General features: G+C 50.6%; 22 protein-coding genes and 1 tRNA gene. 3 read left to right on the top strand and 20 right to left on the bottom strand.

Going from position 1 to position 25,885, the window contains the following annotated elements; all coding sequences use genetic code 11:
- The first annotated feature begins 195 nt into the window (after window positions 1-195).
- Window positions 196-633 carry a MarR family winged helix-turn-helix transcriptional regulator gene (locus E6Q52_RS05695; RefSeq protein WP_194740505.1) on the top strand — a complete coding sequence of 146 codons (438 nt, stop codon included), beginning with the start codon at window positions 196-198 and terminating at the stop codon, window positions 631-633.
- 281 nt (window positions 634-914) lie between these two features.
- On the opposite strand, the gene E6Q52_RS05690 is transcribed toward E6Q52_RS05695, so the two are convergent.
- The 11 genes from E6Q52_RS05690 to E6Q52_RS05640 all read right to left on the bottom strand — a co-directional run bounded on the left by E6Q52_RS05690 (window position 915) and on the right by E6Q52_RS05640 (window position 13,521).
- A complete protein-coding gene (locus tag E6Q52_RS05690) occupies window positions 915-1,214 on the bottom strand; it encodes a hypothetical protein (protein WP_292819594.1) in 300 nt (99 codons plus the stop codon).
- Window positions 1,183-1,452 (bottom strand): hypothetical protein, encoded by a 270-nt coding sequence (locus tag E6Q52_RS05685; RefSeq protein ID WP_292819591.1) that lies wholly within the window; start codon window positions 1,450-1,452, stop codon window positions 1,183-1,185. Before E6Q52_RS05685 ends, E6Q52_RS05690 begins: the two co-directional genes overlap by 32 nt.
- 13 nt (window positions 1,453-1,465) lie before the next feature.
- Window positions 1,466-1,675: a hypothetical protein gene (locus E6Q52_RS05680; RefSeq protein WP_292819589.1), complete on the bottom strand. Its 210-nt coding sequence runs from the start codon at window positions 1,673-1,675 to the stop codon at window positions 1,466-1,468.
- A gap of 192 nt (window positions 1,676-1,867) precedes the next feature.
- Window positions 1,868-3,118: a nidogen-like domain-containing protein gene (locus tag E6Q52_RS05675; RefSeq protein ID WP_292819587.1), complete on the bottom strand. Its 1,251-nt coding sequence runs from the start codon at window positions 3,116-3,118 to the stop codon at window positions 1,868-1,870.
- Between the two features lie 206 nt (window positions 3,119-3,324).
- On the bottom strand, window positions 3,325-5,934 hold the full coding sequence (locus E6Q52_RS05670; protein ID WP_292819585.1) for an EAL domain-containing protein: 2,610 nt from the start codon (window positions 5,932-5,934) through the stop codon (window positions 3,325-3,327).
- Window positions 5,935-6,072: 138 nt separating this feature from the next.
- Window positions 6,073-6,894 carry an HD domain-containing phosphohydrolase gene (locus E6Q52_RS05665; RefSeq protein ID WP_292819583.1) on the bottom strand — a complete coding sequence of 274 codons (822 nt, stop codon included), beginning with the start codon at window positions 6,892-6,894 and terminating at the stop codon, window positions 6,073-6,075.
- Between the two features lie 76 nt (window positions 6,895-6,970).
- Window positions 6,971-8,116 (bottom strand): GGDEF domain-containing protein, encoded by a 1,146-nt coding sequence (locus tag E6Q52_RS05660; protein WP_292819580.1) that lies wholly within the window; start codon window positions 8,114-8,116, stop codon window positions 6,971-6,973.
- 227 nt (window positions 8,117-8,343) lie between these two features.
- On the bottom strand, window positions 8,344-8,943 hold the full coding sequence (locus E6Q52_RS05655; protein WP_292819577.1) for a PEP-CTERM sorting domain-containing protein: 600 nt from the start codon (window positions 8,941-8,943) through the stop codon (window positions 8,344-8,346).
- Between the two features lie 189 nt (window positions 8,944-9,132).
- On the bottom strand, window positions 9,133-9,582 hold the full coding sequence (locus E6Q52_RS05650) for a YaiI/YqxD family protein (RefSeq protein WP_292819575.1): 450 nt from the start codon (window positions 9,580-9,582) through the stop codon (window positions 9,133-9,135).
- The gene (locus E6Q52_RS05645; RefSeq protein WP_292819572.1) at window positions 9,582-11,099 is read right to left on the bottom strand and encodes a DEAD/DEAH box helicase; all 1,518 of its coding nucleotides are present in this window, start codon (window positions 11,097-11,099) and stop codon (window positions 9,582-9,584) included. Before E6Q52_RS05645 ends, E6Q52_RS05650 begins: the two co-directional genes overlap by 1 nt.
- Window positions 11,100-11,325: 226 nt before the next feature.
- Window positions 11,326-13,521 (bottom strand): OsmC domain/YcaO domain-containing protein, encoded by a 2,196-nt coding sequence (locus E6Q52_RS05640; protein ID WP_292819569.1) that lies wholly within the window; start codon window positions 13,519-13,521, stop codon window positions 11,326-11,328.
- Between the two features lie 232 nt (window positions 13,522-13,753).
- Here E6Q52_RS05640 and E6Q52_RS05635 point away from each other — a divergent pair, with 232 nt between their 5' ends.
- A complete protein-coding gene (locus tag E6Q52_RS05635) occupies window positions 13,754-16,339 on the top strand; it encodes an EAL domain-containing protein (RefSeq protein ID WP_292819566.1) in 2,586 nt (861 codons plus the stop codon).
- Between the two features lie 51 nt (window positions 16,340-16,390).
- Here the strand turns inward: E6Q52_RS05635 and rlmF are convergent, their stop codons facing one another.
- The 8 genes from rlmF to E6Q52_RS05595 form a co-directional block, all read right to left on the bottom strand.
- Window positions 16,391-17,311, bottom strand: a complete 921-nt coding sequence (rlmF, locus tag E6Q52_RS05630) for a 23S rRNA (adenine(1618)-N(6))-methyltransferase RlmF (RefSeq protein WP_292819563.1) — start codon at window positions 17,309-17,311, stop codon at window positions 16,391-16,393.
- Window positions 17,312-17,368: 57 nt separating this feature from the next.
- Window positions 17,369-19,150, bottom strand: coding sequence for a monovalent cation:proton antiporter-2 (CPA2) family protein (locus E6Q52_RS05625; RefSeq protein WP_292819561.1), 1,782 nt, complete (start codon window positions 19,148-19,150; stop codon window positions 17,369-17,371).
- Window positions 19,151-19,339: 189 nt separating this feature from the next.
- The gene (locus tag E6Q52_RS05620) at window positions 19,340-20,374 is read right to left on the bottom strand and encodes a sulfite exporter TauE/SafE family protein (RefSeq protein ID WP_292819559.1); all 1,035 of its coding nucleotides are present in this window, start codon (window positions 20,372-20,374) and stop codon (window positions 19,340-19,342) included.
- Between the two features lie 240 nt (window positions 20,375-20,614).
- Window positions 20,615-21,256: a PEP-CTERM sorting domain-containing protein gene (locus E6Q52_RS05615; RefSeq protein ID WP_292819556.1), complete on the bottom strand. Its 642-nt coding sequence runs from the start codon at window positions 21,254-21,256 to the stop codon at window positions 20,615-20,617.
- A 231-nt stretch (window positions 21,257-21,487) separates the two neighbouring features.
- Complete coding sequence (locus E6Q52_RS05610; RefSeq protein WP_292819553.1) at window positions 21,488-22,375, bottom strand: DUF4394 domain-containing protein; 888 nt, start codon at window positions 22,373-22,375, stop codon at window positions 21,488-21,490.
- Window positions 22,376-22,824: 449 nt separating this feature from the next.
- Complete coding sequence (locus E6Q52_RS05605) at window positions 22,825-23,931, bottom strand: hydrolase (RefSeq protein WP_292819550.1); 1,107 nt, start codon at window positions 23,929-23,931, stop codon at window positions 22,825-22,827.
- 20 nt (window positions 23,932-23,951) lie between these two features.
- Entirely contained in the window at window positions 23,952-24,389 is a 438-nt protein-coding gene (locus tag E6Q52_RS05600) for a cupin domain-containing protein (protein WP_292819547.1), read from the bottom strand.
- Window positions 24,390-24,397: 8 nt separating this feature from the next.
- Entirely contained in the window at window positions 24,398-24,943 is a 546-nt protein-coding gene (locus E6Q52_RS05595) for an RNA polymerase sigma factor (protein ID WP_292819544.1), read from the bottom strand.
- Window positions 24,944-25,192: 249 nt separating this feature from the next.
- Here E6Q52_RS05595 and E6Q52_RS05590 point away from each other — a divergent pair, with 249 nt between their 5' ends.
- Entirely contained in the window at window positions 25,193-25,588 is a 396-nt protein-coding gene (locus E6Q52_RS05590) for a YccF domain-containing protein (RefSeq protein WP_292819542.1), read from the top strand.
- Between the two features lie 208 nt (window positions 25,589-25,796).
- Here the strand turns inward: E6Q52_RS05590 and E6Q52_RS05585 are convergent.
- Window positions 25,797-25,872 (bottom strand) — tRNA-Lys (locus tag E6Q52_RS05585).
- Between the last annotated feature and the right edge of the window lie 13 nt (window positions 25,873-25,885).

Genomic DNA, 25,885 nt, shown 5'->3' with positions numbered 1-25,885 from the left:
TTATTGCAGACAACAACACACGACAGACGCAAGCTGGCAGGCCAGATTCAAGCCAAATAGCTCAATATCCTGTGTTATGTTTCATATCTTATACAAAACCAGTGTTTATCCTACAAAACAGCTATAGACACTCACCGCGTTTGATGCTGTAATGACTTGCAATTCATATTAATGACAATATAATTTTTTACGCTCATGCCTAATCTCTATCTTGAAAACCAATTATGCTTTTCGCTCTACTCGGCAACGCATGCCCTGTTGCGCTCTTATAAGCCTGATCTGGACAAATTAAATCTCACTTATCCGCAATACCTGGTCTTGGTCGCCCTCTGGCAATACAAGCAACTGTCGATCAAACAAATCGCAGAAAAGCTGATGCTGGAACCCGCCACCATCACGCCAGTGGTCAAGCGCCTGGAAGTGAAAAAACTGACTAAACGCACACGCCAGAAAGATGATGAACGCGTGGTGATTGTGAGCCTGACTGAAGAAGGCCAAGCGCTACGGAGCAAATTATCAGATGTGCAAAAACGTGTCGCCTGCGATACCGGACTCAATGACACCGCGTTTGATAACCTCAATAAAACCTTAAATGCGCTGACCAAACATGTGACGGCTAAAATTCCTGACTAGTCATGCATCGCTCTGCGCTTAGCGTCATTAGCGCTGAGCGGTCATTGCTAGGACTGTCACTGTGGGGCAGTCGCAAGCGAGAAATAGTCGCGCTCGCTCCAGCCAGTCATGGCGCCAAAATTCATCACGACAAACACAAAACCCGCTGGTCAGCTTGACCAAGCGGGTTTTGTGCAGTTAAAAAGGGATGCAGGCTGTGCCACAAAAATCGTTGTGGCGTGCCAAAGCTAAAGGCTTAACACAGTGGCGATATTAGCATCGCCGCCTGTTCATCCAGTGCGCTAATCCGGCATATTCAATTGCCGCATAAAGGCCTGAAAAGACCCTTTGGTGGCATGCAAAGCCTGTAATTTGCTCACAGACGCATCCAGCGCATCACTCATGACTTCGAGCGCATCTTCATCGAGCCGTAAACTCATGGCACCGATTTCAAGCTCTATAGTGCGATGTGTTTCACAATAATGCACACGAAACCCGGCCTGACCGGACAACAAAATCTTTTTACACATACTTTCCTCACGCATATCCAAGCCCTCAATACAGTTGTTTTTATATTGCCAGCGACGTCTGAGCCTGTTCATGCTCATTGACCAGCAAAGTCCATTGCACGCACATCCGGCGCGACACCCTGCAAATCAGGTCTGAATCAGCATACTCGGGCGCAGTCAGCGTTTCGGCCAGACGCAAGGCTTGCTTGGCCAGCTCATAAGTGGGTTTTTTGATATACAAGGTCGCAATGTAGAGCAACGACGCCATCACAGACTCGGCATCGGGCAAACTGGGGTCGTAGCGCATCGCGCGGCTATTGATTGTATTCATGGCAATCTCTCTTTCAAACACTCATTTCTATTTCAGTCTGCATCACAATGCGCGCCGCCGCCTTGCGTAGCATTTCGTTAATCACGATAAAGCTGCCAGCCTCAAACTTCAGCGTGGTGCCACCCACCTCCAGTTCTACCGTGTCTGAAGATTGGTGATAAAGCACCTTGCAGGCGGTTTTTCCTGCCAGCATGGTTTTTCCAACCACCGTGTGACGTTTCATCCTGTGTCTCCTTGGCTACACTATTTGCAAATGATAATAATTATCATTTGCATTGTCAACTACAATATCATGCCGATGGCACAGTGTTTATAAATAAAGCGGTTTCTTGCCATACAGATGCGCCCATGACCATACTTGCGACATAAAAAAACCCTGCTAAAGCAGGGTTTTAGGCCTCAGACAATCAACCGCTTAGGCACGCATTTTTCTATGCATGGCCATCAGGCCTGCCAGGCCGCATAGCAACATGGCATAAGAAGATGGCTCCGGCACTTGCGCCACCATGGTCGTGATCGGCGTTTGTGTCATCTGCACCACGCCCGCATTCAAAAAGGTCAGTCCTGTGACAAAGGCCGTGGTATTGGCTGGGTCAAGCATGGCCGCAGTATCAATGCCAGCCACGGTAAAACCAGTCAAAGGCGTGGCAAAGTTAAACACCGTGCCCCCCGCCACCGTACCTAACAGGCCACCTGGCGTCAGATCGCCTAGCGCATAAATGGCATAGCCATCAGTATCAGCCGCCAACAGCGGCAGCAAAAAAGAGGTGAACTGATTGCCGTTAGTCACTTCGTAGTCATAGCCCACCGCTACCAGCGGGTCAATAAACACGGGCTGATTCAGTTGCACGTTAAATTCAAATTGATACGCGCCATCGACCACCACAGGTAAAAACGCATTGGCTGCGGTTTGGCCGGGCAAAGCACCGTTGTTAAACGAGAAGCGCCACAGCCCGGGGGTCGCCGCAGACACATTGCTCAGATTCACCAGGTTGAGCACATCATAGGACAGCGAGCCTGGCAAGGTTTCGTAGTTCACATTATCGCCAGCATCGTAACCAGCTTGCGCGGGGACGCCGCCCAAACCATTGACGCCACCACTGGCGCTGCCCGTTGTCCATTGTAGACTGTCATAGCGAAACTCGGCACTAAAACTACCGTCTGTGGTGCCGGGAGCTTTTTGCAACACTAACTGAAAGTTATTCTGTTTGTCGTTTTGTGCAGGAAAATAACCGACATTATGCCAAGTAACAACCACGCTATCGGCACTCGGCGACGCCACATACACCTGATTACTGCCAGCAGGTACGGGAGTTTGGCCGGTGCGCGTATCGACATCGGCCCAATAAGGCGCAATGATGGGCTGGTTCGCTACCGGAAACGCCCTCGGTGTAAACGTAGACAGCGGACTTAAAAAGCTGATATTGCCATTATTATTGATAAAAAACTGGCTGAAGTCCTGGCCAAAAAAGTTAATATTAAATGGCAGATTCAATGCGTTACTTGAACCATCATCATTCTGCAACATGGCTAGCTCGCCAAAACCAGCGTCACCACCGAAACCACTCAACAACTCAATCGCCTGCAGATTCGCTGACATGCCTGCCAACATCACCGCCAGGCTAACTTTCTTTGAACCCGTTACAAAAACACCATGACTACCCATGCTATCTCTCCTCACTTAATGAATCATTTAAAATAATTGGTGAGATATATTAACAATATTTATATTTAATTAACATATTAAATAATGTTCATGGGTCATTAACCGCCAAAAATCTGGCTGCCACATCGGCGATGATCAGCAATGATGGTTTAGAGTGAGTAGCAAAGTGCGGGCAGAGAAATCCTGCCGGGGAGAGAAGATGTTGATCAATAGGACAGCAAAAAGGTCGTCGCGTCTGCGCTGCTCATGGGTTTGCTGAGCAAATAGCCTTGCATTTCGTCACAGCCTTGTGCCTGCAAAAATGCTTTTTGTTCAGGCGTTTCCACGCCTTCGGCAATGGTTTTCATGCCCAGGCTGCGCGCGAGCTGGATAATCGCGATCACAATCGCTTTGTCCTCATCATCATGCGTGATATCACGCACAAAAGTCTGGTCGACCTTGAGTTTGTAGACTTTAAATTTTTTAAGATAACTCAGCGACGAATAACCGGTACCAAAATCGTCAATCGACAAGCGCACTCCCAGACCATGGAGTGCATCCATCATGGCCACGGCGCCTTCAGGATTTTCGAGGGCCACGCCTTCGGTCAACTCAAGCTCCAGGCACTGCGGCGAGACTTGATAACGCTCGAGAATCGCTTTCACCAGCGCGGGTAGCTTGGGGTCGCGGAACTGGATACTGGATAAATTGACCGAGACCGAAATGCCTTGTATGCCTGCGAGCTGCCAGGCCCTGATCTGTTGTGTGGCCTGCTCCAGCACCCAACTGCCAATACTGATAATCAGACCGCTGGATTCTGCTAACGGAATAAACTCGGCAGGCGAAATAAAGCCTAGTTGCGGATGCTTCCAGCGCAACAAGGCTTCCACGCCGATCAAGCGCCCGGAATCGAGCGCCACTTGTGGCTGGTAATACACCGCCAACTGGCCGAGTGCAACCGCCTGGCGTAACGCATTGACCAACTGCAGGTTGCGCGCGGTCTGCACCTGCATATGGCTACTAAAAAACCGATAACTATTACGGCTCTCTTTTTTGGTACGGTACATGGCCACGTCAGCATTGCGCTGCAGGCTTTCCATATCCAGGCCGTCATCCGGGTAAATGGCGACGCCGACAGAGGCGGTGATGGTCAGCTCATACTGGTCAATCACAAACGGCTGTTCTACAGCGGTTAACAAACGCTCAACAATCTCTTTGGCAATCGCATGGTCTGCTTCCGCCAGCAAAAACACAAACTCATCCCCACCCAAACGACAAATCGTATCCTGTGGCCGCACCAGGCTCTGAAAGCGCTTGGTCAGCGCGATCAGCAGGTTATCGCCATAGCGATGCCCCAGGCTGTCATTGACATCTTTAAAGTGATCGAGATCAAGGAACATCAGCGCAAACTGACCATCTTGATCCCAAGCCTTTTCAATCTCGACAATCACCCGCTCATTTAACAAATTACGGTTGGGCAGACCAGTCAAGGCATCATAATTGGCCAGAAAGCGGATGCGTTCTTCAGCCTCACGGCGGGTGGTAATATCACGAATAAACGCGCTGTAATAATGGTCTTCGTCGCGTTCGATTTCAATAATGGTCAATTCAATCGGAAACTCAGTCCCATCACGTCTGAGGGCGGTGATTTCAATCAACTTGCCCAGCAAGGTGGAGTGGCCGGTCGCCTGCAAGCGCAACATGCCCTGATGGTGTGCTTCACGGTACGCTGGCGGCACAATCACCTCCCCCAGGTTATGGCCGATGACCTCCGCCCGCGAATAGCCAAACATCTGTGCTGCGGCCAGGTTCCACTCGACAATCAGACCTTGCTTATCAATATTGACGATCGCATCCAGGGCATTCTCCAGCACCAGTTGCGCCCGCTGTTCACTCACCAGCAAGTGATTCTGAAACAGACTGCGTTGCGCCTGTACCTCAAAGCGATCAAGGGCGAAATCGATATTGGCCACCATGCCTTGTAGCAGGCGCCGCACATCAGGATCGAACGCATGTGCCTTCTCAGCATATAACGACAAACAGCCCACCACCTTGCCCTCGGCGTGCAGCGGTAAAAATGCGGCTGATTTCCAGTTGAATTGCTTGGCTTTTTCATGCCATAAAGCACTCACAGGGTTGGTCTGAAAGTCATTGACCCAATAAGGATGGTCAGAAATAAGGCTGAGGCCACAAGGGCCGCGACCGCTAGGTTCACTCTGGTCGGCAGAAATCAGCACTTCTTCCAGATAGCGGATGCCCGAACCAAATGCGCTGACCAGATGTACATGTTTGCGGTCCTGCCCCAACTCGCCGACCCAGGCCATATTGGCGTGACCGAGGTTCACAATAATGCGGCAGATTTGTTCAAACAGGCTGTGCTTGTCCTGGCTTTGCACAATGGCTTGATTGCACTGGCTGAGTGCCAGATAGAGCTGTTTGAGTTGTTTGGCTGAAGCGCCTTCGACATCCAGGTGTGCCAACTGCGCGCGTAATTGCTGCCAGCCGGCCTCTACGCTATCCGCTTCAGTCTGCGCGACGGGGACCGGGACAAACACCTCACTGGCATACGCACCTTCGAGCACACGATTGAGCATGCGCAAATCAGCCGCTTGCCAGGCCAACCGCTGACGATGCTGACGCCACACCAGCACACTCAACAGACAGCAGACGACAATGGCTGTTACCAGCAAGAAAATGGTCAGAGGAGGCTTATTGAACGGAGCAGGCGTGTTTGAAATCAGTAAATACAGGCAAAACAATAGCAACAGCAAGTTGATCAGCCATAACTGTCTGATGAACTTGTCGCGCCCTGCAGATGTATTTTCTTGTGCAGACATGGATAGTGAAGCCCTCGCCTACTACTGTAAGGGATATGGCCAAAATCAAATGCCCAAACACCTTGATAAATGCCCGGCAAATTGACTAATACAGCCGCTGGCGACACCACAGGACCACGCGCACAGGGCTGCTAAACCTTACTGCACAGACGCTAGCGACACTTGCGCCGCGGCGGCTTTAATCTCGGCATAATGGGCAAAAAATACCTCAAGCACTGACGGGTCAAACCTGACGCCAGACTCAGCACGTAAATAAGCCAACACCTTGTCTTCTGGCCAGGCTTGCTTATACACCCGCGGATGCATGAGGGCATCCCACACATCGACAATCGAAAAAATACGGGCAGCAAACGGAATCTGTTCACCCTGCAAGCCCAGGGGATAACCATGTCCATCCCAGCGCTCATGGTGCCCGTACGGAATATCCATACAGTGGCTCAAAAAATCGATATTCGCCAATAAGTCGCGTGCAATTTGCGGATGCGTGCGCATGAGGCGCATTTCATCGTCATCCAGTTGCCCCGGCTTAATCAGCACCGCATCCGGAATACCGATTTTACCGATGTCGTGCAGAATAGCGCTGCGCTCTATGCGCTTGAGGGATGCCGCATCGGTCATACCCAGCTTGCTGGCCAGTGCCACTGTCATGGCAGCCACACGGTATGTGTGATCTTTAGTTTCTTTGTGGCGCAAGTCCAGCACCTGCACCCAGCCGCGGATGGTCTGGTCATAACTGTCAATTAAACGTTGCTGATCGTCTGCAGCGGCCTGCACCGCACGCCTGACCAGAAAAAACAGCAACAGCGCGGTCACCAGGATAAACAGCCAGCCCTTGATATCCTGCACCATGGTGAGGTCACGCGCATCCGTGAATAGCTGCGCCACCACTTTGTCAGAGAAGAATATCCAGCCAACCCCCACCAAGACATATATCAGCACGATCTTATACTGCGGTCGCATCTTCATCCTTATATGACCATCATCAAAGCATGAATTGTTATCGCAAATGCTAATTTATGCAAATACAATCGATGGGTCAGGGCGCCCAGGACATCTGTCCGCAACCCATTAATTTTGCCTGGTACATCGCTTTATCGGCCACAGACAGCAACGCTTCTATGGTCTGCCCCTCCTGGCATAAGGCCAAGCCAATTGAGGTACCGAGGCGACACTCTGCGTCTCGAATCTGAAATGCCTGCGCAAATGCCATCAGGCACTTTTGCGCCACCATTTCCACCGATGCGCGGCTATGCTCGGGCAAATCAGATAACACCACCACAAATTCGTCACCGCCCACGCGCGCCAGCGTATCACTGCCCCGAATGACTTTACTCAAACGCTGCGCAACCTCTATCAACGCCAAGTCACCGGCATCGTGCCCCAGTTGGTCATTCACCGCTTTAAAACCATCCAGATCAAGATACAAAATCGCCGTACCGGTCTTTTTGACCATGGCCAGCTCCATGGCCTGCTGCAAGCGCAAAGATAATAGTTTTCGATTAGGCAGCCCCGTCAGCAGGTCATGGTGTGCCACATGGTTAAGCTCCTGATTCTGTACAGAAATTTTGTGATAGGCCTCTTTTAAAGAACCGATCAAATCCTCATTCTCAAATGTAATACGAGTGGCTTGGCGTAATGATTGGTTAAAACGGAACGCGACCCCTATCATCAGCAAATAGAAAATGACACTGAACACGGCCATGATAAAGCTCGACAAGTTTTCGCTAAACGAAAACATCAGCACGGTTGGCAGCATGGCCGGCAAACTAAAGGCAAAAAAGGCCGGGATACACGACGCCATGGTCACCACGCCACCCATCACCATTGCCTGAATCGCGGTGATGACAATAATCACCGTCATCGGCGGCGCATCTTTAACCAGCAAACCCAATGCCCCCCACGCCAGGCCAGATAACGCCAGCGTCAGGCAATACTTGTAGGCCAGAGGATAATTGAAACCATGTTTGGCCAGCCGATGCTGACAGCGCTTGAGTAGCCACACGCGCAAGGCAATCACAGCATAGACGCTACTGCACCACCATATGAATAAATCACTTTTGTCAGAGCCCCATTGCGAAAGCGTAATCAACAAACCACCAAACGCACTCCCAATTAAAGGAATACGCGCGCCCGCTAACAGTCTGTGAAATAACGCTTCGTCAATCCGAGTCTGCAAACTCATGCACTGATCACCTCTTCTTTTTATTTTTTTACTGGCAGTTTTATAGACACTGCTTAAAGCCATGCTAATACAAGCTTTTAAAAATAACCAGTTAGATCAATAGGGTTTTCAATTCATTACATGGTTGCCTATGACTCAGTGAGCATCCAAACAAAAACGGCTTGCATGCTTGCAAGCCGTTTTAAATGCGGGTTGCGCGTCCTGTCGGACTGCAACTTTCAACAAAGCTAGATTTTAGCCAACCGTCTTCTGGTCGTCGCCAGTAAAATCAGTCCTGCCAGCAGCATGCACCAAGCGCTTGGTTCTGGCACAGGGGTGGTCACGATTGAGTTCTCATACCAGGCACTCTTCCCTTGCGCGTTGGTCAGGCCTTGGACGTGCAGGGCATAGTCATTAAGAGTGACCTGAGAAGCTGAAGCAAATGTCGCCGTCCAGGTAACAGACTCATTCGCCAGCAAGCGATCTTGCCCTTGGCCCAACACAAATCTGAAGTCCCAATCACCACCAGGGCCACCACCATTACTGACATCCAAGTCAACCACGCCACCACTAACACCACTGATTGCAATATTTCTCACATTGACATCAGGCGTCGCTTTGACAGCAATTGATCCGATAAAAGCCGCATTCGTAAACAAGGCATTCAAATCAAAAGCAGTCAGCGTGAACGTGTAAACATTACCCGTGTTGCTCACAGACAGCGAAGCGAAATCAGCGGATGGTTCATAAGTCCCAGCCAGCAACTCGCCATAAGTTTCTACTGCCGCATGTGATGACAACGACACCATCATGACCAGAGAAAAAATCAAAGAATTAAAAAAACGCATAAACACCCCCAATAAGATTATCGCAATAATATTCTCCCGATTAACCATTATTGCAATTGCAATTTTAGCGGTCAGATTATAAAAGCCAATAGCCCCTTTGGGTGTTTTGCAAGACTTAACAATTAGCCAAAAAAAACCTGCTTACATCACATAAAAATGGTGGTATCAGGGTGCTTAAATCGGTGGCGATTAACGCGCAATCCTAGCCAAAAACTGGTCAAGTTGCGCGGCAAATGTATGCCGGTCAGACGAATGCATGGCGCTGGGGCCTTGCGTCTCCACACCGCTGGCCCGCAGTGACTCCATAAAGTCGCGCATGGACAAACGCTCTTTAATATTTTCTGCTGAATAAAACTCACCGCGCGGGTTCAGCGCATGGCCGCCTTTGTCTATCACTTGTGCGGCCAGCGGAATATCCGCTGTAATCACCAGGTCACCCACCGCCAACGCAGCCACAATGGCGTTATCTGCCACATCAAAGCCTTTGTCCACCTGCATTGCGCGCACATAAGGCGATGGTGGCACGCGTAGCAATTTATTCGCCACAAAGGTAGCGGGGATGTGAGCGCGTTCGGCGGCCCGGAACAGGATTTCCTTAATCACCGCCGGGCATGCATCCGCATCCACCCAAATATGCATTAGCGGGCTTTGGGCGCTGTTTTATTGGCACTAGAGGCGCCTGGCTTAGGCGTCAATAAGGCACCTTGCGGTTTGCTACCACTTGGGCGATGTTGTGCCTGCTGACCATTACGCTGACCAGGAGTTGCATGCCCGGAGTGATGCGGATTGGGTTTGCCCTGGCCAGGCTTGCTGGCGCCTGCCTGCGCTTGAGGTTGGCCCTGGCCTTGACGCGGTTGAGACTGTTTCTGCGCCTGCCCCTGTTTTGGTGGTTGCGCTTGTTTTTGCGGTTGTCCTTGGCGCCCTTGCCCTTGGCGCCCACGTCCTTGATTCTGTCCGCGTGGCGGGCGGTCAGGCTCCTCGCTGTTCTTCTCTGGCGCCACAAAACCTTCTACCGGCACCCTTGGAATATCACGCTTGATGAGCTTTTCAATGTCTTTCAGCATACCAAACTCCTCGCGGTCCACCAGTGAAATGGCGGCACCACTAGCACCGGCACGGCCAGTACGGCCGATCCTGTGCACATAGTCTTCAGGCACATTCGGCAATTCAAAATTCACTACTTGAGGCAACTGGTCAATATCCAAGCCACGAGCAGCGATATCAGTCGCCACCAATGCCGTGATCTTGCCTGCTTTAAATTCGGCCAAAGCGGCCGTCCGCGCATTCTGGCTCTTGTTGCCATGAATCGCCATCGCTGGAATGCCGTCTTTGACCAGTTTTTCTGCCAGGCGGTTGGCACCATGCTTGGTGCGGGTAAAAATCAGCACCTGTTGCCACTGTTGCTGCTTGATCAGATAACTGACCATTTCGCGTTTGTGCGCCTGTGGCACCATATGCACACTCTGCTCAATCAAGGCATTGGACGCATTGCGGCGCGCCACTTCCACCAGGTCTGGCGCATTAAGCAAACTGTCAGCCAGTCGTTTGATCTCATCTGAGAAGGTGGCCGAGAACAGCAGGTTTTGCCGCTTTTTAGGCAGCATCGCCAGCACTTTTTTAATGTCATGAATAAAGCCCATGTCCAGCATGCGATCGGCTTCATCCAGCACCAGGATTTCAATGCCAGACAAATCCAGCGCCTTTTGCTGCACCAAATCGAGCAAGCGACCAGGCGTCGCTACCAGAATATCCAGCGGTTTGCTCAAGCGGTTGATTTGTGGATTAATGCTGACACCACCAAACACCACCATGCTTTTGAGCGGCAGGTATTTGCCATAGGTGGTGACTGACTCGCCAATTTGCGCTGCCAGCTCACGCGTCGGCGACAAAATCAGGCAACGTGGCCTGCCCTTGACCGCTTGCGCCAATGGCACTTCAGATAAGCGGTGCAAAATCGGCAGCGTGAAGCCAGCGGTTTTGCCCGTACCGGTTTGCGCACCGGCCAGCAAATCGCCGCCGCGAAGCACATAGGGAATCGCCTGTGCCTGGATGGGCGTCGGTGAGGTGTAGCCGGCATCGGCAATTGCGCGCAGTACAGGCGCGCACAAATTTAAATCAGCAAACGTGATATTTGCGACAGTATTTTCTTGTGACAAAGTGATTCAACTTATAGAGATTGCACGGCATCACCATGCAATGAATTAATTAGGCGTTGGTCTGTTGCCTGCGGCAACACCAATCTGGACTAACGAGGTAACAACTTGAGGTATTTCAGAACCGCTGCGTTGATTGGTCGTGCGCAGGGTGACACTATTATACGCGCGATTCGTCCATTTCCAGTCAATTGAATAACATTGGGTTTTCACCCCGCTGAATCACGACTCACCCTGCAGCCCTGGCCCGCGCCGCATGTATCTTTTTATAACTATCAATCAGGCGGTGGTGCCTGTCGAGGCCTTCCAGTTGCATGCTGGTGGGTGTCAGGCCGTAAAAGCGCACACTGCCGTCGATGGTACCCAAGGCGGCATCCATTCTGTCATTACCAAACATCTTGCGGAAATTGGCTTCATAATCATCCATCTCCAGCGCATCATCCAGCCAAACCTCCAGCACCACATTCAAGGCTTGGTAGAACAAGCCCCGCGCCAGTGAGTTGTCGTTATATTGCAAAAAGGCGCCAACCAAATCTTGCGCCTCTTCAAATTGCTGCAAGGCGAGATGAATCAGCAACTTCAACTCCATCACTGTGAGCTGGCCCCAATCCGTATTCTCGTCAAACTCGATACCAATCAAAGTCGCAATATCACCGTAGTCGTCCAGCTCGTTGTTCTCTAAGCGCTCCAGCAAGGCTTCTAGACTAGCGTCGTCCAGGGTGTGCAAATTCAAAATATCCTTACGGAACAACAACGCCTTGTTGGTGTTATCCCACACCAGGTCTTCCACCGGGTAGATTTCTGAGTAACCAGGCACCAGGATACGACAAGCCGTCGCACCGAGTTGGTCATACACCGCCACATAAGCCTCTTTGCCCATCTCTGCCAGCATGCCAAACAGGGTCGCCGCTTCGTCAGCATTGGCCTGTTCGCCCTCGCCGGAAAAATCCCATGCCACAAAGTCATAATCCGACTTCGCGCTGAAAAAGCGCCACGACACAATCCCGCTGGAATCAATAAAATGTTCAACAAAGTTATTCGGCTCAGTCACCGCCTCGCTGGCAAACGTCGGCTGTGGCAAATCATTGAGACCTTCAAAGCTACGGCCTTGCAGCAACTCTGTCAGGCTACGCTCCAACGCGACTTGCATGCTCGGGTGGGCACCAAATGAGGCAAACACACCGCCGGTGCGTGGATTCATCAAGGTCACGCACATCACCGGATATTGACCGCCCAGCGAGGCGTCTTTCACCAGCACTGGAAAGCCCTGCGCCTCCAGGCCTTGTATCCCCGCCATAATGCCAGGGTATGTTGCCAACACCTCTGCCGGCACGTCCGGCAAAGCGATTTCGCCTTCGATAATGTCGCGTTTGACGGCGCGCTCGAAAATCTCTGACAAGCATTGCACCTGCGCCTCTGCCAGCGTATTACCGGCACTCATGCCATTGCTCACGAACAGGTTTTCGACCAGATTGGTCGGAAAATACACCGTTTCACCGTCTGATTGACGCACAAACGGCAGTGAACAGATCCCGCGTTCGGCATTGCCTGAGTTGGTGTCTATCAGATGTGAGCCACGCAGCTCGCCATCTGGGTTGTAGATTTCCAGGCAATAGTCATCGAGGATTTCTTTTGGCAGCGCATCTTTGCGGCCAGGCTTGAACCAGCGCTCATTCGGATAGTGTACAAACGCGGCATCGGCGATCTCTTCGCCCCAGTAAGACCCGGCATAAAAATGGTTATTACTCAGGCGCTCGATATACTCGCCCAAGGCGGACGCCAATGCGCTCTCCTTGGTAGCGCCTTTGCCGTTCGTAAAACACATCGGTGAATGCGCGTCGCGGATATGCAGCGACCACACATTAGGAATAATATTGCGCCAGGAGGCGATTTCAATCTTGATACCCATGCTCGCCAGCAGACCAGACATATTGGCGATGGTTTGCTCCAGCGGTAAATCTTTGCCAGTGATATAGGTCTGTGATTCTGCGGCCGGATTCACGGTGAGCAAGGCCTGCGCGTCGGCATCCAAATTCGCCACTTCTTCAATGATAAACTCAGGGCCAGCCTGCACCACTTTTTTAACCGTACAGCGGTCTATCGAACGCAAAATACCAATGCGGTCTTTTTCAGAGAGATCGGCTGGTAATTCAATCTGGATTTTAAAAATCTGTTTGTAGCGGTCTTCGGGGTCAACAATATTGTTGTGCGACAGGCGGATATTGTCGGTAGGGATATTGCGCGTGCTGCAATACAGCTTCACAAAATACGCGGCGCACAAGGCCGATGAAGCCAAAAAGTAATCGAACGGGCCAGGGGCCGAACCATCGCCTTTATAACGAATCGGCTGATCGGCAATCACCGTGAAGTCATCAAACTTGGCTTCAAGGCGGAGCTTATCGAGAAAATTGACTTTCACTTCCATGGGGCATTCCAACAATAACGTTTCGCACTAAGACCGCTATTATCGCCCACAATACACAGGCCACCTAATCTCGCCACGTGCCTGGCTGACAAATCGCGGCCAACCAGCAGCTACGATCGGCCTGGCTGCATCATATAAACGCAGACAGCGCATTGTAAAAATGCAATGATGGCAATAAAATTTGTGTGCTATTCTTTAGTGAACAATAGGACAGTTTTCAAGGTATCGCCCCATGAGTACTGATGACAGAAAATTTATCATGCTGACAGATTATCTGCATGAACCTGTCATTCATTACGATAGGGACTGCAAGCGCACCTATCTCAATCCCGCCGCAATCACACTGATTGGCGAGCCGTCTAAAAACCTTGAAGGCAAAACCCCCAGCTCATTAAGGCCGAGCTCAGTCGCCTTGCAACACTATCAAGAAAAAATCCGCGGGGTGATAGATACCGGGCTGGAAGCAGAATTTGATTTTTTTCTGGATCGTCTCCCAGATGGTCCCAATGTCCATACCAAGGTACTGCGGATTCATGCCGTCCCTGAGTTGGATAGTGCAGGCAAAGTCGTCGGTGCGCTGGCGATTGCCCATGACATCACCGCACTAAAATTAAGTGAAAAGCGTTTACGCGCGCTGATTGAAAACCATCCTGACCACATTATTCGCTTTGACCTGCAAGCCAGATGCAGCTTCGTCAGCCCTTCTTTTACCGCGTCATTTGGGCTAGAGGCAGCCGATATGCTGGAAAGAACGCTGCTGGATTGTGACCGGGTGGCAACGGCGGCAGCGCGCGAAAAAATTCACCAGGCGATATGGCAAACATTACAGCAAGAAACATCATGCACCCTTGAAACGGATTGGCCAGAGGATCGCATCATAGAACTGCGCCTGGTCCAAGAAAAAGACGCCATCGGCGAAGTCTCGGGCGTGCTATGCATTTTGCGGGATATCACCCAGCAAAAGCACTCTGAGAAAGCTTTGCTGACACTCAATCGCTCACTCCGTTTGTTGAGTAGCTGTAATCAGACGCTCATTCATGCCACCAATGAACAACAACTCATCAAGGATATTTGCCAGCTGGTGATCGATTCTGGCGGCTACCGGCTGTCCTGGGTCGGCTATCCCGACCATGGCAGCTACCAGCCTTTGCGCATGGCTGCGATGGCTGGTGCAAGGTTGACGGGGACGATTGCGCTGGAGCAGCAAACGCCGGAAATCAGCCTGGCGGTGAAAGCCTTTCAAAGCGGCCGTGTGCAGATTATTCAGGACTACCCCAATGCAGCCTTGTTAAGCAGCCTGGGGGACATGGCCAGCCAGGAAGGCCTGCTTGCCTGCATCGCCTTGCCACTCAAAGTAGCCAAACAGACCCTGGGGGTGATGACGATCTATGCCGCGCATACCCATGCGTTTTCTGCGGATGAAGTCACCTTACTTGACGAACTGGCCAATGACCTGGCCTTTGGCATTCAGTCGCTGCGTATCCGCGCCGAACATCGCGACGCCGAAACAAAACTAGAATATCTTGCGCACCATGATCCCCTCACCGGCCTGACTAACCGCCTGTTACTGCGCAAGCGTTTTGAGCAGTTTATCCAGCAGGCAAACCAACGCGATTACGGCCTCGCCATGCTGTTTTTGGACATGGATAACTTTAAGGAGATTAATGACAGCTTTGGCCATGCGACCGGAGATGCGTTGCTAATTGAAGTCGTCAGGCGTCTGCAACGACTGCTTTCAGAGGCTTGTGTTCTGAGCCGCGAGGGGGGTGACGAGTTTGTGCTGCTGATTAACAACACGCAAGCCTCAGAGATCGTCACCCACACCGCGCAACAGATTCTGGAGGCCATGCAAGAGCCGTTTGAGGTCAGTAATAACACTTTGCATGCGTCCTTCAGCATCGGCATCAGCCTCTACCCGAACGATGGCAAGGACTTTGAAACCCTGCGCAAAAACGCGGATGCGGCGCTATATCTGGCCAAAGACTGTGGTCGCAACACCTACCGCTTTTTTGTATCGCAGATGAATGCCGACGCACAAAAGCGCATGCGCATCCAGACCGACCTGCATACCGCCTTAAAAAACAATGAGTTTTTACTGCATTATCAACCGCAAATACGTCTGTGCGATGGCCGCATGAGTGGCATTGAAGCCTTAATCCGCTGGCAAAACGCCGATGGACAGATGCTCTCCCCCGCCGAGTTTATTCCTATTGCAGAACAAAGCGGGCTGATTATCCCGATGGGGCAGTGGGTGCTGCGCGAAGCCTGCCGACAACTGGCCGCATGGCACCAGCAAGGACACACTCACCTGGTAGTCGCGGTGAATTTATCCTCACACCAGTTCAGGCATGGCAATATTGTAGACACCATCCGTTCTGCGCTGCATGAGTTTAACCTGCCCCCAAAAAGTCTGGAACTTGAGCTGACAGAGTCTATCCTGATTCAGGACACAGAGTCGGTGATCAACACCCTGCATACACTCAAGCACATCGGCGTCAAGCTGGCCATTGACGACTTTGGCACCGGCTATTCCAGCCTGTCATACCTTAAACAACTGTCCGTCGACAAACTCAAAATTGATAAATCTTTCATCAGCGACCTTCACAAAGACCAGGATAGTGCAGAAATAGTGCGGGCGATCATCCAGCTCGGGCACATTTTGCAACTGACCGTGGTGGCCGAAGGGGTAGAGACTGAACAGCAACTAGCATTTCTCACCCACTGTCACTGTGACCAAATACAGGGGTATCTGTTGAGCCGCCCGGTGGCCGCAGAAAACATACCGGAGATACTGGCGCGCATAGGTGTTTCCGGCTGATTTAGTTGGCACTGTGCGTGAGAAATAGTTTCAAACTCGCCAATACGAAACTCACCCTTTTGATGATGAGTGCTTTTTGGGCGATACCGACTGAAAGGTCCACGCGACAAACCGGCTTTGTTTTTGGCCTTGCGCCATCTCCACCGTCTTCACGGTCACCGCCTGCACTTTCTTCAATTCGCGGGTCACCAGCGGCAAATTGCTCGCTTTAGACACCAGCGTGGTGAACCACACACACTGCTTGGCAAACAGCTTGCTCTCACGAATCATGGTGTTTAAAAACACCGCCTCGCCGCCCTCGCAGAACAACTCGTTTGACTGCCCGCCAAAATTCAATGCCTGAGGTGGCTTTTTACCCAAGCCGCGCCACTTGCGCTGCGTGCCCGCCAGTGCCTCTTCGGCTGAGGCATGAAAAGGCGGGTTGCAACACGTCACCGTGAACTGCTCGCCGGGCAAAATCACGCCCTTAAACATCGACGCTGGCTGAGTCTGCTGACGCACACTAATCTGCGGCTGCAAGCTATTCGCCTCAATCAACTGCTGCGCATTGCGCAACGCTTTTACATCAATCTCTGCGCCCACGCACTGCCAGCCATAAGCCTGTGCAGCGATTAAGGGATACACCAAGTTGGCGCCAGTGCCAATATCCAGCAAGCGCACGGGTTCAGAAAAACCACTTTCAGACAATAAATCGGCCAGATAATGCACATAATCGGCCCGGCCAGGGATGGGTGGACAGAGGTAATTGTTAGGAATATCCCAGGTTAAGACGCCGTAATAGTGCTTGAGCAGGGCCTGATTGAGGGCCTTGACTGCTTGCGGATGAGAAAAATCGATAGCCGCATCGCCATAAGCGTTGGGGCGCACATAGGCGGATAACGCCGGGTGCGCTTGCACCAGCACAGCAAAGTCATAACCGGCACGATGCAGGTTGCGCGGATGCAGCTTAGAAGTGGATTGATCAGGTTTCATGACACCCGCAGGCACAACAACGCCGCCCACAGTGGTGGCTGATCATCTGGAGTGCTATCAGACATTGCCACGCTCGCTGTCTGGATTCGGCTGCTCCAGTTCGAGCAAAGTCTTGAGGTCCTGGCGACCCTGCTCCATCACGCTAGACAAGGCCTTGCGGTCATGCCGGATTTTGCGCGTGGCTTCCAGTTGCTCCATATCATGCTGTTCAAACTGCTTGATGATGTTGGCGGCAGTGCTGGCGGTTTCACCAATCGCCATCAACGCTTGCCGGGCGGCCTCTAACGACGAGTAAAACGTCTCGCGCACGGGCTGCAAATCCAGATCACGCAGGTCAAACGCATCGGTCCGACTTCTGGCCCGCACCACCATTTTCACCTGCGGCCAACGTGCTTTCACCAGCTTGGCCATCTCCAGCGTCGCCGTGGCATCGTTCACCGCAATGACAAATAAACGCGCCTCGGCAATGCCTGCCTCTTCCAGCACATCCAGCCGTGACGCATCACCGTAATAGCAACGCCAGCCAAACTGGCGCGTTAAATCTACCTGATTGGGGTCATTATCAATCAGTGTCGGCGTCATGCCCCTGGCGATTAGCACACGGGCCACAATCTGCCCAAAGCGGCCAAACCCGGCAATGATGACAGTGTTATTTTCGCTAATGGCGTCTTTAGGCGGCGCACCACACTGCAAGGCCAAAAAGCGGTCGTACAGCAACAACAGCACCGGCGTGATCAACATGGAGACCGCCACAATCGCATTAAGGATATTGTAGGTATCGCGTGAAATCGAGTCTTGCGTGAGCGCCACGCCAAAAATCACAAACGCAAACTCACCAATCTGCGAAATGGCGACGCCGAATAATAATTTGTCCCGCCACGGATAATGAAACAGGCTGCCCAAACCAATCAGCAGCAAACACTTCATGGTCACAATCAGCGCTGCAAAGCCAAAAATCAGTCCTGGCTGCTGGGTCACCAAGTCTAAATCTACCGTCATGCCAACTGAGATAAAAAACAGGCCAAGCAGCAAGCCTTTGACTGGCTCAATATCCAGACGCAACTCGTAACGGTATTCCGAATCTGCCAGCAACACCCCGGCCAAAAAGGTGCCCAGCGCCATAGACAACCCTACCGAGGCCATCACCAGCGAGACGCCGATGACCAGTAATAAAGAAAACGCGACGAACACCTCGCGGATACCGGTTTGCGCAACGATGCGCATGATCGGCCGCAAAATGGTTTTACTTGCCAGGATAATCGCCAGTATCACCGCCATCGACTGCGTCACCGCCCATAGGTCAAACCCCGATGCAGTTTTATTTGGCGCAATAAACGCCAGCAGCATAAACAACGGAATCACCGATAAATCCTGAAACAACAAGGTGGCAAATGCCGCCTGGCCGCCCGGCGTACGCAACTGCTTTTTCTCAATCAAAGCCGTCAGCCCGATCGCGGTCGACGACATGGCCACACCCATGCCAATAATCAACGCCTCGGGCCACGAAAAATGCAACAAGTGCGCTACCACCGCTACCAGCGCAATCGTCAGCGTCACCTGCAGACCACCGAGGCCAAACAACAGCTTACGCAGCTCCCACACCTTTTGCGACTCTAGCTCCAGGCCGATCAGAAACAACATCAGCACCACGCCAAACTCGGCAAAATGCAACACATGCTCTGGGTCAGTAATCAGCTTTAAGGCATAAGGCCCGATCAAAATCCCGGCGATTAAATACCCCAGCACCGACCCCAGGCCCAGCCGTTTGAATAGCGGGACTAAAAGAATTGCTGCCGCCAGGAAAATTGCAGCTTGTACAAGAAATTGATTGGTGTCCATCGTGGTCTTCTGCGATTAGTGTGCGGCACAATATGGGATGCCGCGGATGAGGTGTAGTGTAACTCAGCTACCCTCAAAAATTGTGCGCGGCAAACGATGTCGCCATTTAAAACAGACCCAACATGGTGTCAGGCGATTGCCTGCCTGTAAACCGCGAGCCCATGCCTCTATTGGAATTTGCGCCTGCTGCTAGTGAAACTTCACCTTTTTAATGAGCTGGTTGCGGGAGTCATAAAAATAAGCCTCATACGAGATCTTCTTCATCGAGTAAACCTTCTCAATCACCACTTTGTCTGCACCTATGTCCTCTGCGTGCACATAGGCCTGCCGGGCATCATCCAGCTGCGCAAACGGAATGATTCTCTCGAACTCAAAGCCTTCTCCATACTTGAACTCAACGGTGTAGATTAAATCATCCCAATTAAAAGTAGCATCGTAACCTTTTGACACCCTGGCGAGATGGATATTAGGATCATGGGCCTCCTGGATTCTGATCACGGCACTATTCAACAAAATAAGGCCTGACAGCACCATGGCGCCATAGCCCACCTTGCTAAAAATACGGATTGATATCTTGGGCAGTACGTACTTCATAACATAAGTCGCGGCCACTGCAGCCACCGCCACCCATAAGCCGACATACAGTGCCTCATGCGTCAACAACCCAAACCAGGCATATAAGCACAGTTTGACCAGATGCAGAAAAATCTCATTCGCCGCCCGGGTGGCGACGATCTCCTCCTTGGTCAAGCCATAGCGCAGATAGACACCGTTGAACAACACCCCCACCGCGCCGGTTAACGCAGAAATAAACCCCGCCAACAAGCCAATAAAGGTTAAAAAATGCGTGGAATAGCGGCGTTGAGACGCATTGACTGTTGATGGTTTTTTAAACACAGAGGGCAAATTACAAACGAGAAACAATGCCATGCACAACTCGATATACACCGGCGCCAGGTAACTTAACAACCAGGCACCGATCAAGACGCCAAGCAGGGCCGCAGGCAAAAAATGTTTCACCATATGCCAGTTGATCTGCCGGAAAAACAAATACAACTTGGTGATAGCACTGATGGACGTACCGACAGAAAGCGCCGCAGGCACTTGTGCAGCCGGCAACACATAGCCAAGGACAGGAATCAGCAACAATCCGGCGCCACCGCCGCAGACCATGCTTAACGCAAACGCAATAAAAGCGACCAAAAAAATAGTGACATACATCATGAGTGAAAGCCTGGGCAGCCGGTTAATCAAAGCAACGCAATGCAAGCTGCACAGTTTACCTTAGCCCGATAATAAGACTCAAGGCGTCGCCATGAGTCTTATTATCAATGACCTGCAGATCATCCAGCTAAACAAGCCAATGATCGTTTATGAAAACATCGCCCTGTGTCACAACTTCAGCCAAGCAATAAAAAAAGCCACGCCTGATCGCGTGACTTTTTGAGTAGGCCAACTGAATGCTTAAGCGGCGTTTTTGCGACGTACCACTAAGCCCATCAAGCCAAAACCAGCCAGCATCAAAGCATAGGTGTCAGCTTCTGGGACAGCGGCGACATTTGAGCTCAAAAACTCAACGCGCAAACCGGTTGGGTTGCCACTACCTAATGCTTCATTAGTCAGTACAAACGACAAAGTGTTTACCCCGGCAACAAAGCTACTGGCTGTGGCTGAGAATGAGCTCCATGATGAGAAACCAGTTGAGGTGCCGATCTGTTGACCATTCAGGTAAGCAATTGCAGAGTTATCAGCCGCAAAGCGTCCAGTAAAGCTAGCAGTTGAAGCATCATAACCTGTCAGGTTAAAGGTGGTTGTCCAGGTGTAAATACCATCAACGACTGGGTCCAGTGAGTCACTTTGGTTAGCCGTTGGTGTTAACCATGAGGAGGTTGCGTCATTTGCCAACCAGGCACCTGACAGTGGAAAGGTCCCGTTTGTGGTCACATAGCCGTAATCCACCGTAGAACTTGGGGTTGTTACTGTGTAGTTAGTGTCTTGTGCAGGCGCTGTCAAGCCCGCCCCAGTATTGTTCAAGCCAACAATATCAACAGCGTAAGCATTGACAGAAGCCAAGCCCATTGCTAAAACCAAAGCTAGTTTTTTCATCGTTATCCCCTAATTAATATTAAATAATTACCGCGTCTACAACGTCTTATAAATCATCAATTATTCATACAACAATTATTTTAGTGTAAAACTACTATCTTGTCGTTAGTCTGTTTGGGTCAACCGCTTATCATAAAAATGCTGCGCGATTCACCCGCCTCACAGTCATGAAAAAAGGCCGATGTTGAGAAACACCGGCCTGTCACTAAGGCATGACGATTGAGTAGTTACTTATTGACGTTGACGAGACTGACGTCTTGCCGCACCAGCCATCAGACCCAAACCAACCAGCACCAGTGCATAGCTTGAAGGTTCCGGCACGGCCGCGACGCCAGTCAAACCGTTAAAGGTACCGTTGAGCGTCGTGAGATAGGTCGCAGTGCCTGTCGCCAGATTAATCGAAAATAACTGTGAATCCAGGGTGCCATCGTCCAGATTAAATAAAGCATAGGCATGACCGTTACCTAACACATCAAAGCCACCGGCAGAGAGCGCATTCACCCCCAGTGAGCCAACCAACTGGATGCCACCTGCGCCAGCGGGATTGTTAAATCCGGTTCCCAAAAAATGCAGCGAATCGCTGTTGGTGTTGACGTAATACAAGCCCGTGCTGGTTGGCGCCGTGCCTGGAATCGAATTAATGTAGGAAACCGCAGTATAGCCACTGCCGATATTGGCACCAGCGACATTGCCCACCGCGCCTGTATTCGCGTTAATCGCATAGTTATTGCCTGTGCCTGTAATGACACGCAGCGATGAAGCACCAGCAAAATCTGCTACCGGATTAAAATCAATGCCAATAGACTGTCCTGCGACAGAAGCACCGCTAAGCGTGCTCTTGAACGTCGCTGCACCCGTCGTGGTGTCCAGGGTATACAGCCTGTTCTGGCTGGTTAGACCATAGACCAAACCATCCGTCGGTCTAAGATCAACGCCAAGTAAGCGTTCACCAGCAGACAAGCCTGAAATATCGAGATAAGAAACCGCACCCAGATTCAACGAGTCGATCACAGCAATCTTGCTACTGTTGAATCCGTACAAGGTATCCGCATTGACCTGAGCAGCTCCTGCCAACAGACTGGCACCTAAGACCGTGCTATAAAAAAAACGCTTCTTCATGTTAAACCTCTCTTCAAAATAACAATTTAATTATTAAAAATGACATCAAACACATTGTGATTTAGACGCACGCTCATCGTCAGCAATGTCCCGCTGCACAATCAACGTTCCCTGTCGTCGACCACAAATCATCCGTTTTAAGACAGCTCTCAACGGTTTATTGCTCGCTTGCATTGAATAAACAAATATTTATTCCTGCATTGATTATCGCCTTAACTAATGGCCGTGATGGCACATAGATTGGCGCGTATTTTGTGGTTTTGCTGAGCGCAATAAATTGCTCTCATAACATATACGTCATGGGTTTGAAATTGGATGCAGTTAAAGAGGCTTTTTTTTACGCGCGCGGCAAATACGTGACATTGGCCGACGGTAGGAGGTGAAACTTTTTGAAGACTTGCCTGAAAATCAGCGCAAAAAAAATGGCCAGAAGCCATCTGGCAGAGCGCTTATTGATAAATTGACGCAGGATGGTAATACATGAGCGGCGCGACAACCGCATCGAGCTGCTCAGGCTGGACGGTCTCAAAAAATTGGAAAATGCGCGCCGCTAACCATGGCGACGCCTGATCGCTATGGCCATAAAACCCGGCATGCCCGCCCTCGGCCTGATAATCAAGATGCACCGTGGCTGACACCTCTGACGCGGAGGGCAAGGTTGCAAAAGGCACGAATGGATCATTTTTAGCGTTTAAAATGAGGGTCTGGGTTTGAATCGCCGACAACCATGGTTTAGACGCATTGATGTCATAGTAATCGTCGGCATTTTTTGCGCCGAACAACACTGAGGTTACTGCATCATCCATCTCTTGCACCGTGCTGACCTCCTGAATACGCTTTGCATCCAAATAATCGGGAAACCGCGCCGCCATTTGCAAGGCTTTAGGCTTCATCGAGGCCACAAAGTGTTTGCTGTATAACCAATAATTCACGCCCTGGTCGAGGCTGTGTGCCGTTTCTTTCAAAGCGATAGGGGCCGAGATGGCCACCGCCGCTTTCACCAGGCGCCGCGCCTCTTCAGGATATTGCCCCAGCCACTTCAGCAGCGCATTGCCGCCCAGTGACACGCCTGACGCATATATCGGATGGTCCGGCAGCTTTTGATGAATGATTGAAATAAACGTATTGATCTCTGCCGCATCGCCAGCATAGTAGACACGCGGCAGCCGATTTGGCTCACCTGAACATCCCCGAAAATGCACCACCACACCTAGCCAGCCACGCTGCTTGGCGGCAGACATCATCACCCGCGCATAATGACTCTGAGAGCTGCCCTCCAGGCCGTGAAACAGTACCAATACCGGTTTATGTTGCGCGTTATCCACCGGCACAGGCGGCTCGGTCCAATCGACATCGACAAAATCGCCATCGGCCAGCTCCCAGCGCTCACGCACATACGCTTGCTTGGCCACTTGCGGAAACAGTGACGGAACAATCGTTTGCAGGTGCCCGCCCACTTGCCACAGCGGCGCTTTAAAATCGGGCGTGGCAAAGCATGCCGATGCGGACAACAGGCTAGAGGCGATCATAATCAACACAACATAAATAACATTCATGGTAGTTAGCAACGGATGGATCAATAGGTTTTGATCAACAGCGTACAACCAGCCTCTGTGCGGATTTCTTTATGAAACGTGCCCGCCCCCGCAAAATGATAATCGCCATTTTTACAATGAATCCCATCCAGCCACACCTCGCCATCAATCACAAAAGTTTCTTCATTCTTGTGATGGTCGTGATAAGGAATAATGGTGTTTTGTTCCAGCTTGAGCAAAAAAGATTTCGCCTGAGAGTCACTTTTCAAGATTTTGATCTGAATCCCCTGGTTAAGGGATTTCCACTGCCCCTGCTCGGCAAATACAAAAAATTGTGCATCACGACTTTGTGCAACGCGATGCATCAATGTGGTCTTGATTTTATTTTTGACAGCGTCAGTAGGCTGCAGATCAGGCGTCGCCTCAAACAGCTCAATAAACAAATCAAAATCTAAAGATTCAGGTTTGTTGGTTGTCATCTCTTTATTCAAAACTGTTCACCTTTGAGTTTCTCTCTTAATAATTTTTGCGCTCGATTAATCGTTGATTTCACCGAGCCTAGCGGCATGTTCATGACGTCAGATATTTCTTGATGCGATAATCCATAATAAAAAACATGGTGCAAAACTTGCCGCTGCAACGGCTTAATTTCTGATAACGCCTTTATCACCGCCAGCGACAGTTGCTTACCCTGCAATCGATCATCCGTAGACAAATCCGTGGACTCTATCGCCCAATCATCATTAACCACCATCTCAGGGATCGCATGAAGCTTTCTCACTGCATCGATCGCCCGCGAGCGGCAAATAATCAGTATCCAGTTATACAAAGGACACTTATTAAAATCGTAACGATAAATTTCCTGCCATATCTGGTAATAAGTATCTTCCACCACCTCCTCGGCAGTACTTGAGTCTTTGGTAATCTTTAAAGCCAAACTATAGACCTTGCTAAAAGTAGCTTCATACAACGTGTTAAAAGCCCCCTCATCCCTATCTATGATTCGAGCAATCAAATCCTCGATGTCATCCATCACAACTCATTCCAACTTTTCTTTTAAGATTAATATTGTCATTTTGATTGCGTCTAACGCTACATACGGTCAATTTCATCTACTAGATGCAGACCTCACCAAATATAAACACGATGACATCTGCGAAACAGATCATTGTCTACTTAATTTAGTCGTGATGCAGACATTAGACTTATGTTTTACAAGCAGCTAGACTAAGTTAAAGGACACTGTTAAACAATAGTATTCAAACAACAAGGAATAGTCAGCATGCGTGCAATTGGAAATATGCTTTGGTTTATATTTGGCGGCTTTTTAATGGGCCTGGCCTGGTGGTTTTTCGGTATATTAGCCTTCATCACCATCATCGGCATCCCATGGGCAAAAGCCTGTTTTGTCATTGGTCAATTCACCTTTCTACCATTTGGTCGCGAAGCAATCAGCCGCAAAGCGTTAACGCAAAAAGATGATATTGGCACCGGTTTTCTCGGGCTCATCGGAAACATCATTTGGTTCATCTTTGCCGGAGCATGGTTAGCCATCGGCCATCTTGTTTCCGCCCTCGCCTGCTTCGTCACCATTATCGGCATCCCGTTTAGCATTCAACATCTCAAACTCGCAGGCCTCGCGCTTGCGCCCATTGGCAAAACAATCGTGAATAAATAAATTACCTACTTTACCTTTCTTTTTTGCCATTATTCAGGCTTAAAGGTGTCTAGTAAATTAGTGGCAATTCAGGGGGGGGGGCGTTTTGGGAGCGGCTAACTGAAAAACCGCAACAAATACGAAATGCTGGGTAACTGAACTCTGAAATGTCGTTCAGCTTTTAGAAATGAAAAACGGCCCACATTTCTGCGAGCCGTCTTTTGTATTTTGGTAGGGTGTGCGGGGATCGAACCCACGACAAACGGATTAAAAGTCCGCTGCTCTACCAGCTGAGCTAACACCCCATCTGTTTCTTGT

Origin of the sequence: Methylophilus sp. (genome assembly GCF_008015755.1) — a bacterium.
Taxonomy (GTDB): domain Bacteria; phylum Pseudomonadota; class Gammaproteobacteria; order Burkholderiales; family Methylophilaceae; genus Methylophilus.
Note: the sequence above shows the minus strand (reverse complement) of the source record. Positions and strands in the feature narration are given on the sequence as shown.

Excerpts from the sequence above, each read along its gene's own strand:
- E6Q52_RS05655 (WP_292819577.1), bottom strand. The coding sequence starts at position 8,943 with ATGCGTTTTTTTAATTCTTTGATTTTTTCTCTGGTCATGATGGTGTCG.
- E6Q52_RS05665 (WP_292819583.1), bottom strand. The coding sequence starts at position 6,894 with ATGCGACCGCAGTATAAGATCGTGCTGATATATGTCTTGGTGGGGGTT.
- E6Q52_RS05695 (WP_194740505.1), top strand. The coding sequence starts at position 196 with ATGCCTAATCTCTATCTTGAAAACCAATTATGCTTTTCGCTCTACTCG.
- E6Q52_RS05595 (WP_292819544.1), bottom strand. The coding sequence starts at position 24,943 with ATGGATGACATCGAGGATTTGATTGCTCGAATCATAGATAGGGATGAG.
- E6Q52_RS05635 (WP_292819566.1), top strand. The coding sequence starts at position 13,754 with ATGAGTACTGATGACAGAAAATTTATCATGCTGACAGATTATCTGCAT.
- E6Q52_RS05615 (WP_292819556.1), bottom strand. The coding sequence starts at position 21,256 with ATGAAAAAACTAGCTTTGGTTTTAGCAATGGGCTTGGCTTCTGTCAAT.
- E6Q52_RS05650 (WP_292819575.1), bottom strand. The coding sequence starts at position 9,582 with ATGCATATTTGGGTGGATGCGGATGCATGCCCGGCGGTGATTAAGGAA.
- E6Q52_RS05670 (WP_292819585.1), bottom strand. The coding sequence starts at position 5,934 with ATGTCTGCACAAGAAAATACATCTGCAGGGCGCGACAAGTTCATCAGA.
- E6Q52_RS05620 (WP_292819559.1), bottom strand. The coding sequence starts at position 20,374 with ATGATGTATGTCACTATTTTTTTGGTCGCTTTTATTGCGTTTGCGTTA.
- E6Q52_RS05690 (WP_292819594.1), bottom strand. The coding sequence starts at position 1,214 with ATGAACAGGCTCAGACGTCGCTGGCAATATAAAAACAACTGTATTGAG.
- E6Q52_RS05600 (WP_292819547.1), bottom strand. The coding sequence starts at position 24,389 with ATGACAACCAACAAACCTGAATCTTTAGATTTTGATTTGTTTATTGAG.
- E6Q52_RS05610 (WP_292819553.1), bottom strand. The coding sequence starts at position 22,375 with ATGAAGAAGCGTTTTTTTTATAGCACGGTCTTAGGTGCCAGTCTGTTG.
- E6Q52_RS05590 (WP_292819542.1), top strand. The coding sequence starts at position 25,193 with ATGCGTGCAATTGGAAATATGCTTTGGTTTATATTTGGCGGCTTTTTA.
- E6Q52_RS05685 (WP_292819591.1), bottom strand. The coding sequence starts at position 1,452 with ATGAATACAATCAATAGCCGCGCGATGCGCTACGACCCCAGTTTGCCC.
- E6Q52_RS05640 (WP_292819569.1), bottom strand. The coding sequence starts at position 13,521 with ATGGAAGTGAAAGTCAATTTTCTCGATAAGCTCCGCCTTGAAGCCAAG.
- E6Q52_RS05660 (WP_292819580.1), bottom strand. The coding sequence starts at position 8,116 with ATGAGTTTGCAGACTCGGATTGACGAAGCGTTATTTCACAGACTGTTA.
- E6Q52_RS05680 (WP_292819589.1), bottom strand. The coding sequence starts at position 1,675 with ATGAAACGTCACACGGTGGTTGGAAAAACCATGCTGGCAGGAAAAACC.
- E6Q52_RS05625 (WP_292819561.1), bottom strand. The coding sequence starts at position 19,150 with ATGGACACCAATCAATTTCTTGTACAAGCTGCAATTTTCCTGGCGGCA.
- E6Q52_RS05675 (WP_292819587.1), bottom strand. The coding sequence starts at position 3,118 with ATGGGTAGTCATGGTGTTTTTGTAACGGGTTCAAAGAAAGTTAGCCTG.
- rlmF (WP_292819563.1), bottom strand. The coding sequence starts at position 17,311 with ATGAAACCTGATCAATCCACTTCTAAGCTGCATCCGCGCAACCTGCAT.
- E6Q52_RS05605 (WP_292819550.1), bottom strand. The coding sequence starts at position 23,931 with ATGAATGTTATTTATGTTGTGTTGATTATGATCGCCTCTAGCCTGTTG.